This window comes from Halomonas sp. TG39a (assembly GCF_000744395.1).
Lineage (GTDB): Bacteria > Pseudomonadota > Gammaproteobacteria > Pseudomonadales > Halomonadaceae > Vreelandella > Vreelandella ventosae_B.
In genome coordinates this window covers 3,527,078-3,544,595 of the sequence record NZ_JQLV01000001.1, presented here as the reverse complement: position 1 = coordinate 3,544,595, position 17,518 = coordinate 3,527,078, and the positions used below count along the sequence as shown (strand labels likewise).

16 protein-coding genes and 1 pseudogene are annotated in these 17,518 nt (G+C 56.9%); 13 read left to right on the top strand and 4 right to left on the bottom strand.

All coding sequences use genetic code 11. The features are described 5' to 3' along the window. Window positions 1-69 precede the first annotated feature (69 nt). From U738_RS15920 to U738_RS15910, 3 genes are all read left to right on the top strand, one after another. Window positions 70-645: a histidine phosphatase family protein gene (locus U738_RS15920; protein ID WP_035582288.1), complete on the top strand. Its 576-nt coding sequence runs from the start codon at window positions 70-72 to the stop codon at window positions 643-645. Between the two features lie 63 nt (window positions 646-708). Continuing rightward, window positions 709-1,749 (top strand): zinc-dependent alcohol dehydrogenase family protein, encoded by a 1,041-nt coding sequence (locus U738_RS15915; RefSeq protein WP_035582286.1) that lies wholly within the window; start codon window positions 709-711, stop codon window positions 1,747-1,749. A gap of 113 nt (window positions 1,750-1,862) precedes the next feature. Beyond that, on the top strand, window positions 1,863-2,738 hold the full coding sequence (locus U738_RS15910; RefSeq protein ID WP_035582284.1) for a pirin family protein: 876 nt from the start codon (window positions 1,863-1,865) through the stop codon (window positions 2,736-2,738). 53 nt (window positions 2,739-2,791) lie between these two features. Here U738_RS15910 and U738_RS15905 read toward each other — a convergent pair whose 3' ends face one another. Further along, entirely contained in the window at window positions 2,792-3,403 is a 612-nt protein-coding gene (locus U738_RS15905) for a DNA-3-methyladenine glycosylase family protein (RefSeq protein WP_035582281.1), read from the bottom strand. A gap of 209 nt (window positions 3,404-3,612) precedes the next feature. Between U738_RS15905 and U738_RS15900 the strand changes: the two genes are divergently transcribed. Beyond that, window positions 3,613-4,824 carry an MFS transporter gene (locus tag U738_RS15900; protein WP_035582278.1) on the top strand — a complete coding sequence of 404 codons (1,212 nt, stop codon included), beginning with the start codon at window positions 3,613-3,615 and terminating at the stop codon, window positions 4,822-4,824. 111 nt (window positions 4,825-4,935) lie between these two features. Continuing rightward, window positions 4,936-5,187 (top strand): hypothetical protein, encoded by a 252-nt coding sequence (locus U738_RS15895; protein WP_035582276.1) that lies wholly within the window; start codon window positions 4,936-4,938, stop codon window positions 5,185-5,187. Between the two features lie 15 nt (window positions 5,188-5,202). On the opposite strand, the pseudogene U738_RS15890 reads toward U738_RS15895, so the two are convergent. Then, window positions 5,203-5,881 (bottom strand): annotated as a pseudogene (locus U738_RS15890) (extensin-like domain-containing protein). A gap of 149 nt (window positions 5,882-6,030) precedes the next feature. Between U738_RS15890 and gmk the strand changes: the two are divergent. From gmk to U738_RS15870, 4 genes are all read left to right on the top strand, one after another. After that, window positions 6,031-6,663, top strand: a complete 633-nt coding sequence (gene gmk / locus U738_RS15885) for a guanylate kinase (protein ID WP_035582274.1) — start codon at window positions 6,031-6,033, stop codon at window positions 6,661-6,663. 94 nt (window positions 6,664-6,757) lie between these two features. Further along, window positions 6,758-7,015 (top strand): DNA-directed RNA polymerase subunit omega, encoded by a 258-nt coding sequence (rpoZ, locus tag U738_RS15880; RefSeq protein WP_007112267.1) that lies wholly within the window; start codon window positions 6,758-6,760, stop codon window positions 7,013-7,015. 32 nt (window positions 7,016-7,047) lie between these two features. Continuing rightward, entirely contained in the window at window positions 7,048-9,192 is a 2,145-nt protein-coding gene (locus U738_RS15875) for a RelA/SpoT family protein (RefSeq protein ID WP_035582272.1), read from the top strand. Between the two features lie 97 nt (window positions 9,193-9,289). Continuing rightward, complete coding sequence (locus U738_RS15870) at window positions 9,290-9,679, top strand: RidA family protein (protein WP_035582271.1); 390 nt, start codon at window positions 9,290-9,292, stop codon at window positions 9,677-9,679. Between the two features lie 9 nt (window positions 9,680-9,688). Here U738_RS15870 and U738_RS15865 read toward each other — a convergent pair whose 3' ends face one another. Beyond that, the gene (locus U738_RS15865; protein WP_035582269.1) at window positions 9,689-10,570 is read right to left on the bottom strand and encodes an SDR family oxidoreductase; all 882 of its coding nucleotides are present in this window, start codon (window positions 10,568-10,570) and stop codon (window positions 9,689-9,691) included. A 203-nt stretch (window positions 10,571-10,773) separates the two neighbouring features. On the opposite strand from U738_RS15865, the gene U738_RS15860 reads away from it, so the two are divergent. Beyond that, window positions 10,774-11,703 (top strand): hydrogen peroxide-inducible genes activator, encoded by a 930-nt coding sequence (locus tag U738_RS15860; RefSeq protein WP_035582267.1) that lies wholly within the window; start codon window positions 10,774-10,776, stop codon window positions 11,701-11,703. Continuing rightward, window positions 11,700-13,778 carry an ATP-dependent DNA helicase RecG gene (recG, locus tag U738_RS15855; RefSeq protein WP_035582265.1) on the top strand — a complete coding sequence of 693 codons (2,079 nt, stop codon included), beginning with the start codon at window positions 11,700-11,702 and terminating at the stop codon, window positions 13,776-13,778. The genes U738_RS15860 and recG overlap by 4 nt, the downstream gene beginning before the upstream one ends. Here the strand turns inward: recG and yccS are convergent. After that, entirely contained in the window at window positions 13,775-15,991 is a 2,217-nt protein-coding gene (gene yccS / locus U738_RS15850; RefSeq protein ID WP_035582264.1) for a YccS family putative transporter, read from the bottom strand. The genes recG and yccS overlap by 4 nt on opposite strands. 219 nt (window positions 15,992-16,210) lie before the next feature. Between yccS and U738_RS15845 the strand changes: the two genes are divergently transcribed. Both U738_RS15845 and U738_RS15840 read left to right on the top strand, forming a co-directional pair. Continuing rightward, window positions 16,211-17,029, top strand: a complete 819-nt coding sequence (locus U738_RS15845) for a DUF3100 domain-containing protein (protein WP_035582261.1) — start codon at window positions 16,211-16,213, stop codon at window positions 17,027-17,029. Beyond that, the gene (locus U738_RS15840; protein WP_081899118.1) at window positions 17,016-17,510 is read left to right on the top strand and encodes a hypothetical protein; all 495 of its coding nucleotides are present in this window, start codon (window positions 17,016-17,018) and stop codon (window positions 17,508-17,510) included. The genes U738_RS15845 and U738_RS15840 overlap by 14 nt, the downstream gene beginning before the upstream one ends. The last annotated feature ends 8 nt before the right edge of the window (window positions 17,511-17,518 follow it).

Genomic DNA, 17,518 nt, shown 5'->3' with positions numbered 1-17,518 from the left:
ATAGAGTAGTAATGGCAGTTGGCTTAGGCCTAACGAAAGCAAATTTTGCCGATTTAAGGACGCCTCCCCATGCCCACCCTACGCCACATCACCTTAACCCTACTGCTCGCTGTGCTGAGCAGCCTGCCCATCAGCACCCAGGCAAACGAAACAACCTGGCAAGCACTGCAAGAAGGCAGCTTGGTAATTTTCATGCGCCACTCCCTGGCCCCTGGCATTGGTGACCCGCCGGGCTTTGAACGTGGCCGCTGCGAGACTCAGCGCAATCTTTCTGCGAGTGGCCGTGCTCAGGCGCAAGCCGTTGGTCGTGCATTTCGGGAGAGGGAGATCCCCATTGCGGCGGTGTATTCATCAAGCTGGTGCCGGGCAATGGATACCGCTGAACTGATGGCGCTGGGGCCTGTAGAGCCTACACCCTGGTTAGACTCCTTCTTTCGCGGGCGCGGTGATCAAGCGTCAATCACCCAAACCGCCCAGCAGCAGATCGCCGCATGGAAAGGGCCGGGCAATTTGCTGCTGGTTACCCATCAGGTGAATATCACCGCGTTGGTTGGCAGCGGCGTAGGCTCTGGCGAGATGATTGTGGTGCGTCCCACGGATAATTCGTTTCAAGTAGTGGGGCGGTTAAATGTTAGCGGTGACTAATTCGCTTCTTAACCCTTTAAACAGTTATAAAGTAAAAACAGCAATACGGTTTAGGAGACCTTGATGAAGGCCGTTGTTTTTGAGCAGTTTTCCGCCCCGCCGAGTATCCAGCAGTTGCCCGATCCGACGCCTGAACCTCACGGTGTGGTGGTGAAAGTGATGGCTAATGGGGTGTGCCGTAGCGATTGGCATGGCTGGGTGGGGCATGATACCGATATCCAGCTTCCCCATGTGCCGGGCCATGAGCTGGCAGGCGTAGTCGAAGCCGTTGGTAAAGATGTAACGCAATGGCGCATTGGCGACCGCGTTACGGTGCCGTTCGTGGGTGGCTGTGGCACTTGCCCAGAGTGTCACTCGGGCAACCATCAGGTGTGCGATAGCCAGTTTCAGCCCGGCTTCACGCACTGGGGCTCATTTGCTGAGTATGTGAGTATTCACTATGCCGATGTGAACTTGGTTGCGCTGCCAGAGACACTCGACTTCGCGACGGCGGCCAGCCTGGGGTGTCGGTTTGTCACTTCCTTTCGGGCGGTCGTCGATCAGGGCCAAACATCGGCTGGGCAGTGGGTGGCCATTCACGGCTGCGGAGGTGTTGGTCTATCCGCCGTAATGATTGCCAACGCCATCGGTGCCAACGTCGTTGCCATCGATATTTCGGAGGAGGCGCTTACTCTGGCCCGTCAACTGGGCGCCGTTGCCACTGTGAATGCCGCCAAGGTGGCCAATGTGGTTGAAGCAGTTGCGGAAATAACCCGAGGTGGTGCTCACGTGTCGTTGGATGCGCTAGGGCACCCGACGACCTGCTTTAACTCGATCAGCAATCTGCGTAAACGCGGCAAGCATATTCAGGTCGGGTTGATGTTGGCTGAGAACAGCACACCAGCTATTCCCATGAGTAAGGTTATTGCCAACGAGCTTGAAATACTCGGCAGCCATGGCATGCAGGCGCATCGTTATGACGCCATGCTGGCGATGATTCAGTCTGGAAAGCTGGCGCCTGAGCAGCTTATCGGCAAACGAATCACCCTTGAGCAGTCGATTGATGCGCTGATGAACATGGATAAATTTGAAGGGGCGGGTGTGACTGTGGTGACCAAATTTTAAGGAAACCGCTGAGCCGTTTAATAACAATTTCCTGCAATGAAACGTGGCAAATTATTCGCTCCTTATCCGCGGCTGTAGGTTTTACGCTATACATTATTGATAAGGAGTAAATGATGACAATAGACACTACCCAGTCAGTGCGCCGCGTGATCGCCCAGCACCCGGCCAAGCGCGATGATATCGGTGATTTAACTACTCGTCGGCCGCTGCCAGGGCCTGGTTTGGATCAGCTCGACCCGTTTCTGTTTTTGAATCACCACGGCCCGCAAACGTACCCGGCCAACAACCGTGGCCTGCCGTTTGGCCCGCACCCGCATCGCGGGTTTGAAACGGTGACGTTTATCCTGGAAGGGTCGCTTGCCCACGCTGATAGCGCTAGCCATCAAAGCATCATCCACAAAGGTGGCGTGCAGTGGATGACCGCGGGCAGTGGCATTGTGCATGCGGAAATTTCGCCGCCGGAGTTTCTGCGCGACGGTGGCCCGCTGGAGATTCTTCAACTGTGGGTCAATCTACCGGCGCGTTTGAAGATGAGTGAGCCGCGCTACGTGGGACTACAGGAAGCGTCCATCCCCGCTATTGCACTACCGGGCGGCGGTGAGCTGAACCTGATCGCCGGGCAGTGGCAGGGTAGCGTTGGGCCAATTGACACGCTAACCGGCGTATTTATGTCGACCCTGCAGCTGCCTGCGGGCGCGTACGCGCATCTGCCCGTCTCACCTGGGCGGCAGGTGTTTCTTTACGTAGTGAGTGGTGACGTCGAGATAGGCGGTGAACCCGTTCAGCCTCACCATTTGATCGAAGTAGACCGTGATGGCGAGAGCCTCGAAATCGAAGCCAGCAGCGACGCACGCCTGCTGTTTGGCCATGGGGAAGTAATAGACGAACCTGTGTATTCCCACGGTCCCTTTGTGATGACTACCCGCGAAGAGATTGTCCAGGCGGTTGATGACTATCAGAACGGCAAATTTGGCGGGCTCGACGCCTAAGATTATTTAAAGACAGGGGTTGTTTAAAGACAGGGCTTGGGTAAAGAGAGTTGCTATAACGGCTCGCCGCGGTAGTAGTGCCACAAAAACAGTGACCCCACCGTGCGCCAGGGAGCCCAGGCTTCCACCAACTGACGGGCTTGCTTGGGCGTGGGCTTGTCGTCCATGCCTTTTAAACGGCCCAAGGCTACCCGTAGGGCAAGATCGTCGGCGGGAAAGATATCCGGGCGTTTCAGCGAGAACATCAGGTAGATTTCGGCGCTCCAGCGGCCAAAGCCGCGCAGCTCAGTAATCGCGGCAATCGCCTCGTCGTCGCTTAGCTGCTCAAGCCCATCAGCGCTAAATGTGCCTGCCAGCTCCGCTTCTGCTAGGCCCTTGGCGTACTCAATTTTACGCCAGGAGAGCCCAGCATCGCGCAGCGCTTGGCCCTCTATCTCCATGACCGCTTTAGCGTGCAGCTCGGGCAGCAACGTATTGACGCGGCCCATAATCGCACGAGCGGCCTCGGTGGAAAGTTGCTGGCTGACGATAGTGCTGAAGAACGTCGCAAAGCCCGGGTCACGTTCCCGGGGCTGGGGGGCGCCCACCAATGGGTATGCGCGCGCGATATCCGGGTCTGCCTTAGCCAACGCTTGCATGGCTTGGTCGATTGTTTCGGGCGTCATTATTGCCTCACGTGTCTTGGTAAAAGCGCCACACTAGCAAAGCGCGAGTGAAAGCGTGAAACCTTGACGACTAACTACTCGGGTGCCTTCTCAATTATCTTCTTTGCCCGCTAACTTTTTAAACACAGCTGGTTTCTACTTTCGTCTAATCCTGCGATCATTTAGCGCTAATCGAGATACCAACAGGGCGGTATCCCAAGGAGATAAGCATGCAGGATTCGACAGCACCGTCGTCTCAAGGGCTAGCGCGCAACCCGCGTTTGGCCGAATTTGTGTTGGCGCTGGGTGGCTTTGGGATTGGCACCAGCGAGTTCGTCATTATGGGCTTGATGAACCGTGTCGCGGGTGATTTAGACGTGACGGTGCCTCAAGTGGGTTATGCCATTAGCAGCTACGCCTTGGGTGTCGTGGTCGGCGCGCCGCTGATTTCAGCGCTGGCCGCGCGGGCGCCCAGGCGGATGCTGTTGATTATTCTGATGCTGGTGTTTGCCGTGGGTAATATCGCCAGTGCTATGGCGCCGGGTTTTTGGTCATTTGTGGGCCTGCGTTTTCTGGCGGGTCTGCCCCATGGCGCCTATTTTGGCATCGCGGCGCTAGTGGCGGCGGGGGCGGTACCGGTTGACCAAAGGGCGCGGGCTATTTCTCGGGTGATGATGGGTTTAACCGTGGCGATTTTGATTGGCGCACCGCTAGGCACCTGGACGGGCAATCTGTTTGGCTGGCAGATCGCCTTTGCCGGCGTTGGGGGCATTGCGTTGCTTACCGCCGCGTTGATTCGCCTATATGTACCGGTGCAGCCCGTTGATGACCTCGCAAGCCCAGTACGTGAGCTAACAGCGCTGCTTAAGCAGCGCGTCTTGGTCACGCTGGCGCTCGCCTGCATCGGCTGCGGCGGCATGTTCGCTATTTTTAGCTATGTGATGCCGACATTGACCCAGCAAGCCGGTATGAGCGAAGCCCTGGGGCCTTTGGTACTGGTGATCTTCGGCCTGGGCTCGATTGCCGGTAATTTAATCGGTGGGCGCATGGCTGATAAAAACCTGATGCGCGCGATTCCGACCATCCTGCTCTGGTGTGGGGTAGTTCAGGGGCTGTTTTACTTTGCCGCTAATAACGTTTGGACAGGGCTGCTGTTTGTTGGCTTGGTGGGCACCAGCATGGCGCTGGCGCCTTCGCTACAAACACGCTTAATGGATGTGGCAGAGGATGCTCAAACCATGGCGGCCTCACTGAACCACGCGGCCTTTAACGGTGCCAATGCGCTAGGGGCGTGGCTTGCAGGCCTGGCAATCAGCGCAGGCTTCAGCTGGTCGAGCACGGGCTTGGTCGGTGCTGGGTTGGCGCTCTGTGGCTTGGTGATTTTTGCCGCTGGGCGCTGGTTGGAAAAGCGCACCTATGGCGCCGTGGCCCAGCGCGCCTAGCGCTGTATCGCTATTGATCAGTTGCCTAGTTATCGAACAGTGATAATTAACATAGCTAAAAAGTCGAATTCTCTCTACTGTGTAAGAGTAGTAACCCATAAGGAGATGACCATGCACATTCAGGTATTGAATTCGACACGTATATTGACCCTCGGCGCGGTGGTGGCATTAACCATTGGCTTGGCGGGCTGCGGTACTTCCACGGGCGAGCGCGCTACTAGCGGCGCGGGTGTCGGGGCTGCCATTGGCGCGGGTGCCGCAGCCGTAACCGGTGGTAGCGTCGTTCAAGGCGCCGTCATCGGCGGTGGCGTTGGTGCTGCCACCGGTGCCGCCACGGATGCAGATGACATCAACCTCGAATAAGTAATGGTTGATCTCTTAGCGGCACAGCCTAAATCCGCGCATGCCCATATGAAAGTGATCGGCATGCGCGGCGTTGTAATCGGGGCCCAATACATTTCCGAAGGTGTCGCAGGCGCCATCCCGCGCAGCGCGTAAAAACTCCCTAGCCTTGCCTTCATCATCCCAATCATTGATTAGCGTGATGCGCTGGCCATTATCAAACTGAAACCCCACCACATCCAGCGCTTCGGCGGTGGCGTGTTCGCTGCGTCTGCCGGTTTCTCGGCCGTAAACGTTACGGCAGGCAAAGCTACCCACATGGTTAACCTGGCTTACCCGGCTGCCCATAATCTCCTCGGCGGCAGGCTGTAACGTATGCCGCTCATACATGACCCAGGCCAGCGCCATGGGGCAGGAAGCCACGAAGCTTTGGTTAAACGCGACGTCGCTTGATTGCATGCGCACGACATTGGAAAGTGGACAACTCGCCGTGGGGCTGTAATCGGCTAGTGGCGTGTAGCGTAATTCGCCTTCGGCAGCGGTATCTAACGCAGCTAAACAGCCTGCTCGGTCATCCGCCAAGCGGCTTAACTTAAGTTGCGTGACTGGCGTGATGGGGTCATCAATATGCAGCGGTGCCCAGGGCGCCCAGTGGCGGGGAATCTCTATAAGGCCTTTTTGCGATCAGGGCTAAAATAAATAGCGTACTGCGCATGTCTACCTCCCTGTATGTCACCGCCAACGCTACAGTCGTCGCGCTGGGTGTGCGATACTGCGCAGCCTTGCTGCTCTGCTGCAGTCACTTTACTAGCGTTTACTACGTTTTCCGCTGCTTATTTTCGCTAACTGAAGGGAAAGTACTTCATGTCCCAAGGTACGCTGTTTATCGTTTCTGCCCCGTCGGGTGCTGGCAAGACTAGCTTGGTGCGTGAGCTAATCGAAAGCCTGGATGGGATTCAAGTGTCGGTGTCGCACACTACGCGTGCCAAGCGCGAGGGTGAGGTGGATGGCGTGAATTACCATTTCACCAATGTGGCCGAGTTTGAAGCGATGATCGCGCGGGGTGAGTTCTTTGAGTATGCCAAAGTATTTGATAATTACTACGGCACCTCACGCCAGGCGGTAGAGGTATTGCTGGCGGCAGGGCAGGACGTGATTCTGGAAATCGACTGGCAGGGCGCTCATCAGGTGCGCGAGCAAATGCCGGATGCGGTATCGATTTTTATTCTGCCGCCGTCGCGCAACGAGCTTGAGCGACGCCTTGCTAGCCGCGGTACCGATGAGCATGCAGTGATTGCTCGTCGCATGCGCGATGCGGTTAGTGAAATGTCCCATTACCACGAATATGATTACCTCGTTGTTAACGATGACTTCACCACGGCGCTGCAGGAGTTACAGTCGCTGGTGATCAGTCGCCGTTTGAGTCGACCGGTAATGAGCGAGCGCCATGCGCCGCTGTTGGCTGCGCTCTTGTCACAGGCGCCTACGGTCGAGTAATCTATCTGGTTCTACATCTTTTTTTCACTGGGTCGACGCCGTTTTCAACGTTTAAACGGCGTCGGCCCGGTTCCGTCATAACAGGAAGGCTCCCATGGCTCGCGTAACCGTTGAAGATTGTCTTGAAAATGTTGAAAACCGTTTCAAGCTGGTAATGATTTCCACCCAGCGTGCTCGCCAGCTGGCGCGCGGCTCCCGCGATGCCCTGCTACCTTGGGAAAACGATAAACCCACAGTGATGGCGCTGCGTGAAATTGCCGCAGGTCTGGTCGATCACACCGTGCTCGACGAACCCGTTGAAGCCGCTGTCCGTCCGCGCCCGGCTATGGCGCCTACTCATATCGACGACTAACGTTTTCAACGAAACCGATAGAGGCGCGGTAGATGTTCACCATTGATGACCTGGCCGATAGACTCGGCGGCTATTTACCCTCGGATGAAATCCAGCAGGTCAAACGCGCCTTTTACTACGCTGAGCAGGCTCACGACGGCCAGCGGCGCCGTTCCGGTGAGCCTTATGTTACCCACCCGCTGGCGGTGGCGAATATTCTTGCCAATATGCACATGGATCATCAAAGCCTGATGGCCGCCATGCTGCACGATGTTATCGAAGACACCGGCGTTTCCAAAAAAGCCCTGGAGTCACAGTTTGGCAAACCGGTAGCCGAATTGGTGGATGGGGTATCTAAACTTACCCAAATCACCTTTGAAGACAAAGCCGTTGCTCAGGCGGAAAACTTCCAAAAGATGGTGCTGGCGATGTCGCGGGATATTCGCGTCATCATCGTTAAGCTGGCCGACCGGCTGCACAATATGCGCACCCTGGGCGCCCTACGCCCGGATAAGAAGCGCCGAATTGCCCGTGAAACCCTGGAAATATATGCCCGTATTGCCGGGCGGCTGGGTATTAACACTATTCGCGTTGAGCTTGAGGATCTCTCCTTTCAAGCGATCCACCCCATGCGTTCCGAGCGCATTAAGCGCGCTGTCGCAAAAGCGCGGGGGAACCGGCGCAGTGCCATGCGTGAGATTCAGTCGTCGCTGCAAAAAAGCCTCGACGACGACGCGCTTAATGGCACGGTAATTGGGCGCCAGAAGCATCTGCTGTCGATCTATAAAAAGATGCGCGACCAGCGTAAGCCCTTTACGGAAATAATGGACGTGTTTGGGTTTCGCATCATTACCGAAGATGTGGCCAGCTGCTACCGTATTTTGGGCGTGGTGCATAACCTTTATAAGCCAGTGCCCGGGCGCTTTAAAGACTATATCGCGATTCCCAAAGCCAACGGCTACCAGAGCCTGCACACCACCCTCTTTGGCTCCCGCGGTATGCCCATTGAAGTGCAGATACGTACCCGCGAAATGGAAGCCATGGCCAATAACGGCATCGCCGCCCACTGGCTTTACAAGGCGGGTCAGACCTCGCATCCGATTGCCGAAGGCAGCCACGCCCGGGCCCGCGCTTGGGTAAAAGGTCTGCTGGAAATGCAGCGCCACGCCGGGGATTCATTGGAATTTATCGAACACGTCAAAAACGACCTGTTCCCCGATGATATCTACGTGTTCACGCCTAAAGGCGACATTATGGAGTTGCCACAAGGCGCGACCGTGATCGACTTCGCCTACACGGTGCACACGGATATTGGTAATAACTGCATCGCTTGCCGTATTGACCGCCATTTGGCGCCGCTCTCGACGCGCTTAGAGAGCGGCCAGACGTTGGAAATTATCACCGCCCCCGGTGCCAAGCCCAATCTTGCCTGGTTGAACTTTGTGACCACCGCAAAGGCGCGTTCGGCGATACGCCACGCGCTGAAGTATCAGCAGCAGACCGAAGCGGTCATGTTAGGGCGGCGCTTGCTCAACAAAGCCCTGGCACCGTTTGATACCAGCCTGGAAGAGCTGGATGAGAGCGCCCTTAAACGGGCCTTCAAAGAGCTGGATGTCTCTTCCGAAGAGTCACTCTTGGAGTCGCTGGGGCTAGGTAACCGCATGACCCATGTGGTGGCACGGCGGCTAGTGGCTGCCGCTCACGGCGATACTTACGAGCATTCAGTGGACGTTGAAGGCAGCAAAGCCGTGATGATCAGCGGCAGTGAAGGCATGGTGGTCAACTTTGCTCGCTGCTGCCATCCGCTGCCGGGCGACCCGGTGGTCGGCCATCTCTCTACGGGTAAAGGCTTGGTGGTGCATCGCGCCGAGTGTAAAAACGTGATTGATAAGAACTTTGCCGATAAAAACGACCCCGATAAGCTGTTCGCGCTGGAGTGGTCGGATACCATTGATGAAGACTTCCCGGTTGCGCTGCGCATAGAAATTGAGAGCCGGAGAGGGCTGGTCGCAGAGCTTGCCGGGCTGGTTACCGATGCCGATGCCAACATTGAACGGATTGGCATTGAAGAACGCGATGCCCACCTTTCCACCGTTAACCTGACGCTTTCGGTGAAAGGCCGCGTGCACTTGGCACGCATCATTAAACGCATCCGTAATCTTCCCAACGTTGGCAAGATAACCCGACTCGCCAATTAACGGCGACTATCACGATATGCCGATAAAAATCGGCAGCGATCGCTATTTTTCAGTATCAAATAATTAAGTGTTACCTACTACAGGAGCGAACCAACGTATGAGCAATAAGGCTGTTATCAACACCAGCAAAGCCCCTGCGGCTATCGGCCCATACTCCCAGGCCATTAAAGCGGGCAACACGGTGTATCTTTCCGGCCAAATTCCGCTGGATCCCGCCACCATGGCGATTGTCTCTGAGGATTTTGAAGCCCAGGCGCGCCAAGTCTTCACCAACCTGCAAGCGGTATGTGAAGAAGCGGCGGGCTCACTCAGCGATATCGTCAAGCTGAACCTGTATCTGGTGGACTTGGATAACTTTGCAATTGTTAACCAAGTGATGGAAGAGTTCTTCACCTCTCCTTTCCCCGCCCGGGCCGCGGTCGGCGTGAAAGCGCTGCCCAAAGGCAGCCAGGTGGAAGCAGAAGCGGTCATGGTCATCGGTGATTAAGGTTGTTTCTTAAACCTTATTGAGCTCTAGAAAACCACCCTCTTTCAGCACCTGGGCATAACCTTCGCGGTAGCTGGGGAAGCGGAACTGATAGCCAGTGCTCAATATGCGCTGGTTATCGCAGCGCTTGCTAGTTCGCCGGCGTAAAGGTGACTGCATGGTCTCAGTAGCCTCTACTTTAAGCTGCTCGGCCAGCCACATCATGACGTTATGCATGGTGACCGGTTCGCAGTCGCTACCCAGGTAGATATCTGCCAGCGTTTCACCACTCTCCTGATAGCGAATCAGGTGGGCAAGAATGCCGGTGCAATCGTCGCGGTGGATGCGGTTGGAGTAGACCACAGGCGTGATTGCAGCCACACGACCTTCAGCCACCTGATGAATCAGCCGGTCGCGGCCTGGGCCGTAAATGCCGGAAAAGCGCACCACTGTACCGGGTAGCGCATGATTGATCAGCGCCTGTTCGGCTTCGCACATTAGGGTGCCAGAGAAGCTGGTCGAATCGGGCGGGGTCTCTTCGTTGACCACTTCGCCTTCCTGCTGGCCGTGTACGCTGGTTGATGAGACAAAAAACACCCGACGCGGCGGCGTTTTGTGCTGCTCCATCACGCTCAACACGCGCTTTAAGCCGTCAGGATAAGCGCTTTGATAGGCGCTCTCTTCGAAACGGTCAGCGCTGACGGTATACACCACATAATCAGCTTGGGGCAAGCTTTTGGCATCGGCGTCTTCAAGGCTCTCCAGGTCTAACGCTAGCGGTTTAATCCCGGTGCCTTGTAAAGCTTCTACGTTGCGACGTAAGCCAATCACCTGGTGTCCTTCCTCAAGCAGTTCGCGCCCAAGGTTGATCCCAATATCGCCACAGCCGATAATCAGTACGGTTAGCTTCACCGTGCTTACTCCTCTTGATTAATATTCCCTATTAGATACAAAGTCTCTACCAAATATGAGATTGTCGATGAGAAGACCGACGGCAGAGCTTGCTTGTCCTTTTCCATCCCGCTGACGGTCATGATGCTAGGTCTTGCATACACATCCTATTTTATACAAACCCTAGTCACGAGCTGCTACGAGAGGATGCCACTGGCACCGCTATGACTTTAACAGAACTTCGCTACATCGTAACCCTTGCCCAGGAGCGTCACTTTGGCCGGGCGGCAGAACGCTGCCATGTTTCGCAGCCCACGCTCTCGGTGGCGGTGAAAAAGCTGGAAGAAGAGCTCGAAACGCCGCTATTTGAGCGCTCCAAGTCCACTGTACAGGTTACCCCGCTGGGTGAAAAAATCGTTGCCCAGGCCCAGCGTGTGCTGGAGCAGAGCAGCCTGATTTTTGAGCTCGCAAGCGCAGGTAAAGATCAGCTGGCCAACCCGCTGCGCATTGGCGCGATTTACACCATTGGGCCCTATCTGTTTCCCCATCTGGTGCCAGCCCTGGCTAACGCAGCACCGCAAATGCCGCTGTATATTGAAGAGGGTATGACCGGTACGCTGCGCGCCAAGCTGAGAAGCGGCGAGCTGGATGTGATTATTGTCGCGCTGCCGTTTACCGAAACCGATGTGGTAACCAAACCGATCTACGACGAAGCCTTTGAAGTATTAATTCCCGCCAACCACCCCTGGGTCGAGCGGGAAGCGATTAACAAAGAGGACTTGCTTGAAGAACGGCTGCTGCTGCTTGGCGAAGGTCACTGCTTCCGCGATCAAATTTTGGAAGCCTGCCCGGCGATTACCCAAAAGCTCAATAGTCCCAACAATACGCTGATCGCCGAAGGCGGCTCGCTGGAAACTATTCGCCATATGGTGGCCTCTCGTTTGGGTATCACGGTGCTGCCGCAGTCAGCGCTGGGCACCGACCAGTATGAAAATGCCATGCTGGTCAGTCGACCGTTTGTTGACCCAGCGCCGTCACGTACCGTGGCGATCGCCTGGCGGGCGAGCTTTCCCCGGCCCAAAGCCATTGAAGCGCTGATTCAGGCGATCAGCCATTGCCGCCAACCTACCAAAGCCGTGAAAAGCGCCCCATGAGCGATCTCTCCGCGCCAATAACCGCGCTGAAGGGCGTGGGCGAAGCGCTGGCGCTGAAACTTGGCCGGTTGGGGATCGAGCGGGTGAGCGATCTGCTGTTTCACCTGCCGCTACGCTATCAGGATCGTACCCGGCTGACGCCCATAGGCCTCCTTCGTGCGGGGCAGGAGGCGGTGATAGAGGGCGAAGTGACCGCTTGCGACGTGGTCAAAGGTCGACGCCGCAGCCTGCTGGTGCGCCTGCGCGATGCCAGCGGTATCTTAAGCCTGCGCTTTTTTCACTTCTCACCGGCCCAGCAGCAACAGATGCGCCCTGGCGCCACGGTGCGGGCTTTTGGCGAAGCGCGGGCTGGGGCGACCGGTTTAGAGATCTACCACCCGGAATACCGGCTCATTGGCGGTAGTGAAACCCCGGTGGAGGAGTACTTCACGCCCATTTACCCCACCACCGAAGGCTTGAACCAGCCGCGGCTACGCGCCCTGGCGCAGCAGGCGCTGGGTTTACTGGACGACGCCCCCGAGGCCTTGCCCGATGTAATACCCGATGCCCTACTTCAGCGCTTTCAGCTACCGGGCCTCCACGCCAGCCTGCATTTACTGCACCAGCCACCGCCCGATGTGAATATCGAGCAGTTAACCTTCGGTCAGCACCCGGCCACTCGGCGGCTGGCGCTGGAAGAGCTGCTCGCCCATCAATTAAGCCTGCGCGAAGTGCGCCTGCGTATCCAGGCGGATGGCGCGCCAACGCTGCCCTCTGGGCGCAGCCTGCAGGCGCGCTTCTTGGCCCAATTGCCGTTTGCCTTAACCGGTGCCCAGCGCCGCGTGTTGGAGGAGATCGGCCACGATTTAAGCCGCCCGGCGCCTATGCTGCGGCTGATTCAAGGCGATGTCGGCTCGGGCAAGACCGTGGTGGCCGCCATGGCCGCGCTGAGCGCCCTGGCGGGCAACTGCCAGGCGGCAATCATGGCGCCGACGGAAATCCTCGCAGAGCAGCATTACCGCTCGTTTAAAGCCTGGTTTGAGCCACTGGGCATCGAAGTGGCGTGGCTGGCGGGCAAGCTCAAAGGCAAAGCGCGGCTGGATGCCAAGGCGGCGATCGCCGATGGCCGCGCGCGCATGGTGGTGGGTACCCACGCGCTGTTTCAAGACGATGTGCACTTCCAGTGTTTGGGGCTGGCGATTATTGACGAGCAGCACCGCTTTGGCGTGCATCAACGCTTGGCGCTACGCGAGAAGGGCGAGGCGGGTGGGCTGACGCCGCACCAGTTGATTATGACCGCCACGCCGATCCCCCGCACTCTGGCCATGAGTGCCTACGCGGATCTGGATGTTTCAGTGATCGATGAGCTACCCCCCGGCCGTACGCCGGTAAAAACCGTGGTAGTGCCCGACGAGCGCCGCCCTGAAGTCGTGAAACGCATACAGTTAGCCTGCAGCGAAGGCCGCCAGGCCTACTGGGTATGTACCTTGATTGATGAATCCGAGGTGTTGCAGTGCCAGGCCGCCGAGGTCACCCGCGACGAGCTAACTGTTGCCTTGCCTGAGCTGGCGGTGGGGTTGGTTCACGGGCGGATGAAATCAAGCGAGAAAGCCGAAGTCATGACCGCCTTCAAAGCGGGCGAGCTAGACTTATTGGTGGCCACTACGGTGATCGAGGTAGGGGTGGATGTCCCCAACGCCAGCCTGATGATTATCGAAAACCCCGAGCGGCTGGGGCTTTCCCAGCTGCACCAGCTACGTGGCCGGGTAGGGCGTGGCAGCACAGAGAGCTTCTGCGTACTGCTCTACCATCCACCGCTGTCGAAAAGCTCCCGCCAGCGCTTAGCGGTCATGCGCGAAACCACCGACGGCTTCCGCATTGCCGAAAAAGACCTGGAAATTCGCGGCCCCGGCGAAGTCCTCGGCACTCGACAAACTGGCTTGGCGCAGATGAAAATTGCCGATTTGGAGCGCGATGCCGATTTGTTAGAGCGAGTCACAGCGCTCGCTCAAACGCTACAGGGCAACGCAGACATCACCGCTGTGCTGGTGCGTCGTTGGCTGGGCGAAGCGGCAGGGCGTTATGGGCAGGTTTAGGCGTTAGCGGTGGCACTGTTTGGCGTGTGATCTTCATTGCCGCTTCCCACCAATCGATTAGCGGCTTCGCCCAGCGGGGCCAATTGCTCGGTAATCAAACGTAGCTGGCTCTGGATAGGTCGGTAGAGAGTGACCGCTTGTTCGTCTGCTGCTACCGCATTCTGCTCTTCTAACTGGGCTAACAGTTCAGCGGCTTGATCCGTTAGCGCCTCAACCGGCTGGCGCTGGCGTAATCGTTCCGCAATCTGACCCAACAGCTCACCGATACGTTTTGCTACCGGCACCAGTGTGGCGTCGTCTTCATCGTCTGCTAACTGGTGGCGATGGGCGCCCAGGGCAGAGAGGTGGCTAAGCAGGGTGTTGGAGAGCACCAGAAAGCGTAGGCCGTTGTCTGCATCCAGCTTTCGGTAGTGTCCTGGTTCGTGGAGCATATTAGTGAGCAAGGTGGAGAGCGCCGCGTCGGCGTTATGGGCATTGCGCCGCGCTAGGCGATAGGCCAAGTCATCCTGCTTGCCCTCCTCGTACTGGTGGATGATCTCGTCCAGGTAGCGGCGGTGATTGGTCAGCGCGTTGGCGGCCTCCCGGTAAAGTCTCCGGCCCTGCCAGTCGGGTAGGATAAAAAACACCGCCAAGCCCGCAATCAGCGAGCCCAGCAGGGTATCGAGTAGGCGCGGCAGGATTAGGTTATAGCCGTCGCCCACTTGGTTGAAGCTGCACAGCACCAGCAGGGTGATGGACGCCGTGGCGATCACGTAGTGTTTTTCGCGGTTGGCGAAAAACGAAACCCCGGCGGCCACGGCGATTATGCTTTGCACTAGCGGATGCGGAAAGAGACTGATCGACGCCCAGCCCACCACCAGGCCTAATACCGTGCCAATAATCCGCTGTGACAAAAATCGTCGCGTGGTAGCAAAGTTGGGCCGACAGACAAACAGCGTGGTGAGCAGAATCCAAAAGCCCTGCGCCGGGTCGATCCACTGCATGATCCCGTAGCCGGTCATTAGCGCGATGGAGAGCCGCACCGCGTGACGAAAGGTGGGCGAGCCTAGGGTAAAGTTCAAGCGCACCCGCTTCCACGCTTCCAGCAAGCTCGACGGCGAGCGATCAAACAGCGAACTGTCACGCCGCTCATCGCTGACGCCAGGGTTGTGGGCGCTGGCGAGCTGGTTTTCCAGCGTGGCCAGGTTGTCAGCTAGGGCGCTTAAGGGGTATAGCAGCGGGCGCCATTCGGGCTTGCCCCGGTCGCGCAAGTTCTCAATTGAAGCGTGTAAATCAGCCAGCGCCTCTTCGCTCTGCTGGTGGTCGAACGGCCTATTGAGTAGCAGCGATTTGGCCAACTGACGGCATGAGCGACCCTGCTGATCCAGCAGCCGCTGACAGCGAAACAGTACATCGTGGTGAAAGAATGCTTTGCTGAGCGCGCTGTAGGGGTAGTGGGTGGAGCTGGCGCGTTCGTGAATATCTTGGGCGATAAAGTAGATGCGCAGGTAGCGGTTGAGTTTTTGGTCGCCGCGCTGGCCCTCTAAGCGTCTGAAAATCATCTCTTTAGCTTGGTTGAGCGCATCGACGACTTTGCCGTTCTGGCGCGCCAGGGCCACCCGGCGGGCTTCCACATCCACACCGCGTACCGGTTCAAATAGCGCTGATTTGAGTATCAGAAACTCGCCCAGCGCTTTGTACACCCGCGCCATGCTCTGCTTGACCGGCTGGCGGGAGAACAGCGCGCACCACACCACCGAAATTAACCCGTACCACACCGCACCCGCCAATAGCAGCAGTTGGCGTGCCGCCACGTCTTCATCGACCCCGCCGTGCTGCTCGATATTGATCATCGAGTAGATCGACAGTATCAGCGTGCCAGAGGCAATAGTGGCGTACCGTTGGCCGATGGCGCCGAGCATAATCAGGGTAAAGGTCGAAAGGCCCAGCCCGACTACAAACAGCCACGGCCAGGGAAACAGCCACTGGACAATAAATGATGCCGAGGTAAAACATACCAGCGTTACCAACAGGGCTTGCAAGCGGCCTTGCCAGCTGTCGTCAGTTTCAGACAGCGCGCAGGCAATAATGCCCAGGAAAAGTGGAATCACTAGCGCTACATCGCCCATCAAGCCGCTGAACAACAGAGCTCCGCTGAACGCTATAAAAACGCGCAGGCTATAGGCGAATTTATCCAGCGTCCAAAGGCGCCGTAGCGGCAAAGTAATCGGCATAGAGGCTCTTATGAATGGTTATTAGACTTTAGTATATAGGCGTAGGCGTTGGATGTCGCTACTCGGCTATCAACGCTTGACCACTTTGGCGGTGCTGCACAGATTCCTCTATAACCTACAACGTTTAAGTGTTCTAAAAAATAGCGCACTAAAGCCCTATGATTGAAACAGTAACCTTTCGATACTCAGAGTGACTCTAAAAAAAACAGGGACACTCCTATGGATCTCAAACTGCTGCTGGACTGGCGTCTTCATCTCACGGTGATTGTGACGTCAATGTTTGCCGAGTGGATCGGCATCGTGCGCATCCCCCTCGGGCCTGGAACACTACTGTTACTACCGCTGCTCTACGCCTTTGTGATTGGCGTTTTGTTTAACCCTCACCTTTTTTCGGCCATGGGTAAGGTCATTCCCAAACCGGTCAGCAATGCCGCAGGGCCTATCATTCTGATCGCTATCCTGCCGTTTATTGCCAAGTTCGGCTCCACCATTGGCCCCGCCATTGAGCAAATTATCGCCGCTGGCCCAGCGCTGATACTCCAGGAATTGGGTAATTTGGGCACCATGCTGATCGCGCTACCCTTTGCGGTATTAGTGCTCAAAATGGGCAGGGAAGCGATTGGTGCTACCTACTCTATCGCCCGCGAACCCAATATTGCCATTATTTCAGACCGTTATGGCCTCAGAAGCCCTGAAGGTATCGGCATTATGGGCGTTTACGTCGTGGGCACCATGTTCGGTACGCTCTACTTTGCCTTAATGGCGGGCTATATCGCCTCGCTGGATATTCTCGATATTCGTGCTCTGGCCATGGCCTGCGGCGTGGGCAGCGGCAGCATGGTGGCGGCGTGTTCGGCAGCCTTAGCCGAAGCGGTACCGGCTTCCAAAGATGAACTGCTCGCCTTCGCCGGGGCTAGCAACCTGCTTACCTATGCCACCGGCCTGTATATCTCGCTGTTTATCGCGCTGCCGGTCACTGAGTGGATGTACAAGCGCTTAAAAGGCTCACGTCAGGAGGTTAGCCATGAAAACTCATGAGAGCACGGTCGATCAGTTTGATGCCGAAGCGCTGAAAGAGCTGCGCCCGGAAAACCAACTCGGTAAAACAGCTTTAGTTCTGGCAGCGGTATGTATCGCTGCGTGGTTTAGCAATATCGTCAACGGTTCGCCGCTGCTAGACGCGCTGCCCGGCATGCTGATTTTGTATGTGATGGTCATCATCGGCTTGGTGATCGGGCGTTTTTGCCCCTTTTATTTGCCCAGCGTGGCGTGGGTGTCGCTGATTAGCATTATCGCCACGCTGCCGTTTTTTCCTGGCAACGGCTGGATCATTGCGCGATTAGCCGAGGTGGATTTCCTGGCAGTGGTAACCCCCGTGTTGGCCTATGCAGGGCTAGCGCTTACCGGGCGCGAGTTTGCTATGTTCAAGCAAACCGGCTGGAAGCTGGTGATTGTTGCCCTGCTGGTCTTCACCGGTACCTTTATCGGCTCTGCCGTTGTCGCCCATGTAATGCTTTAAGGATAGGC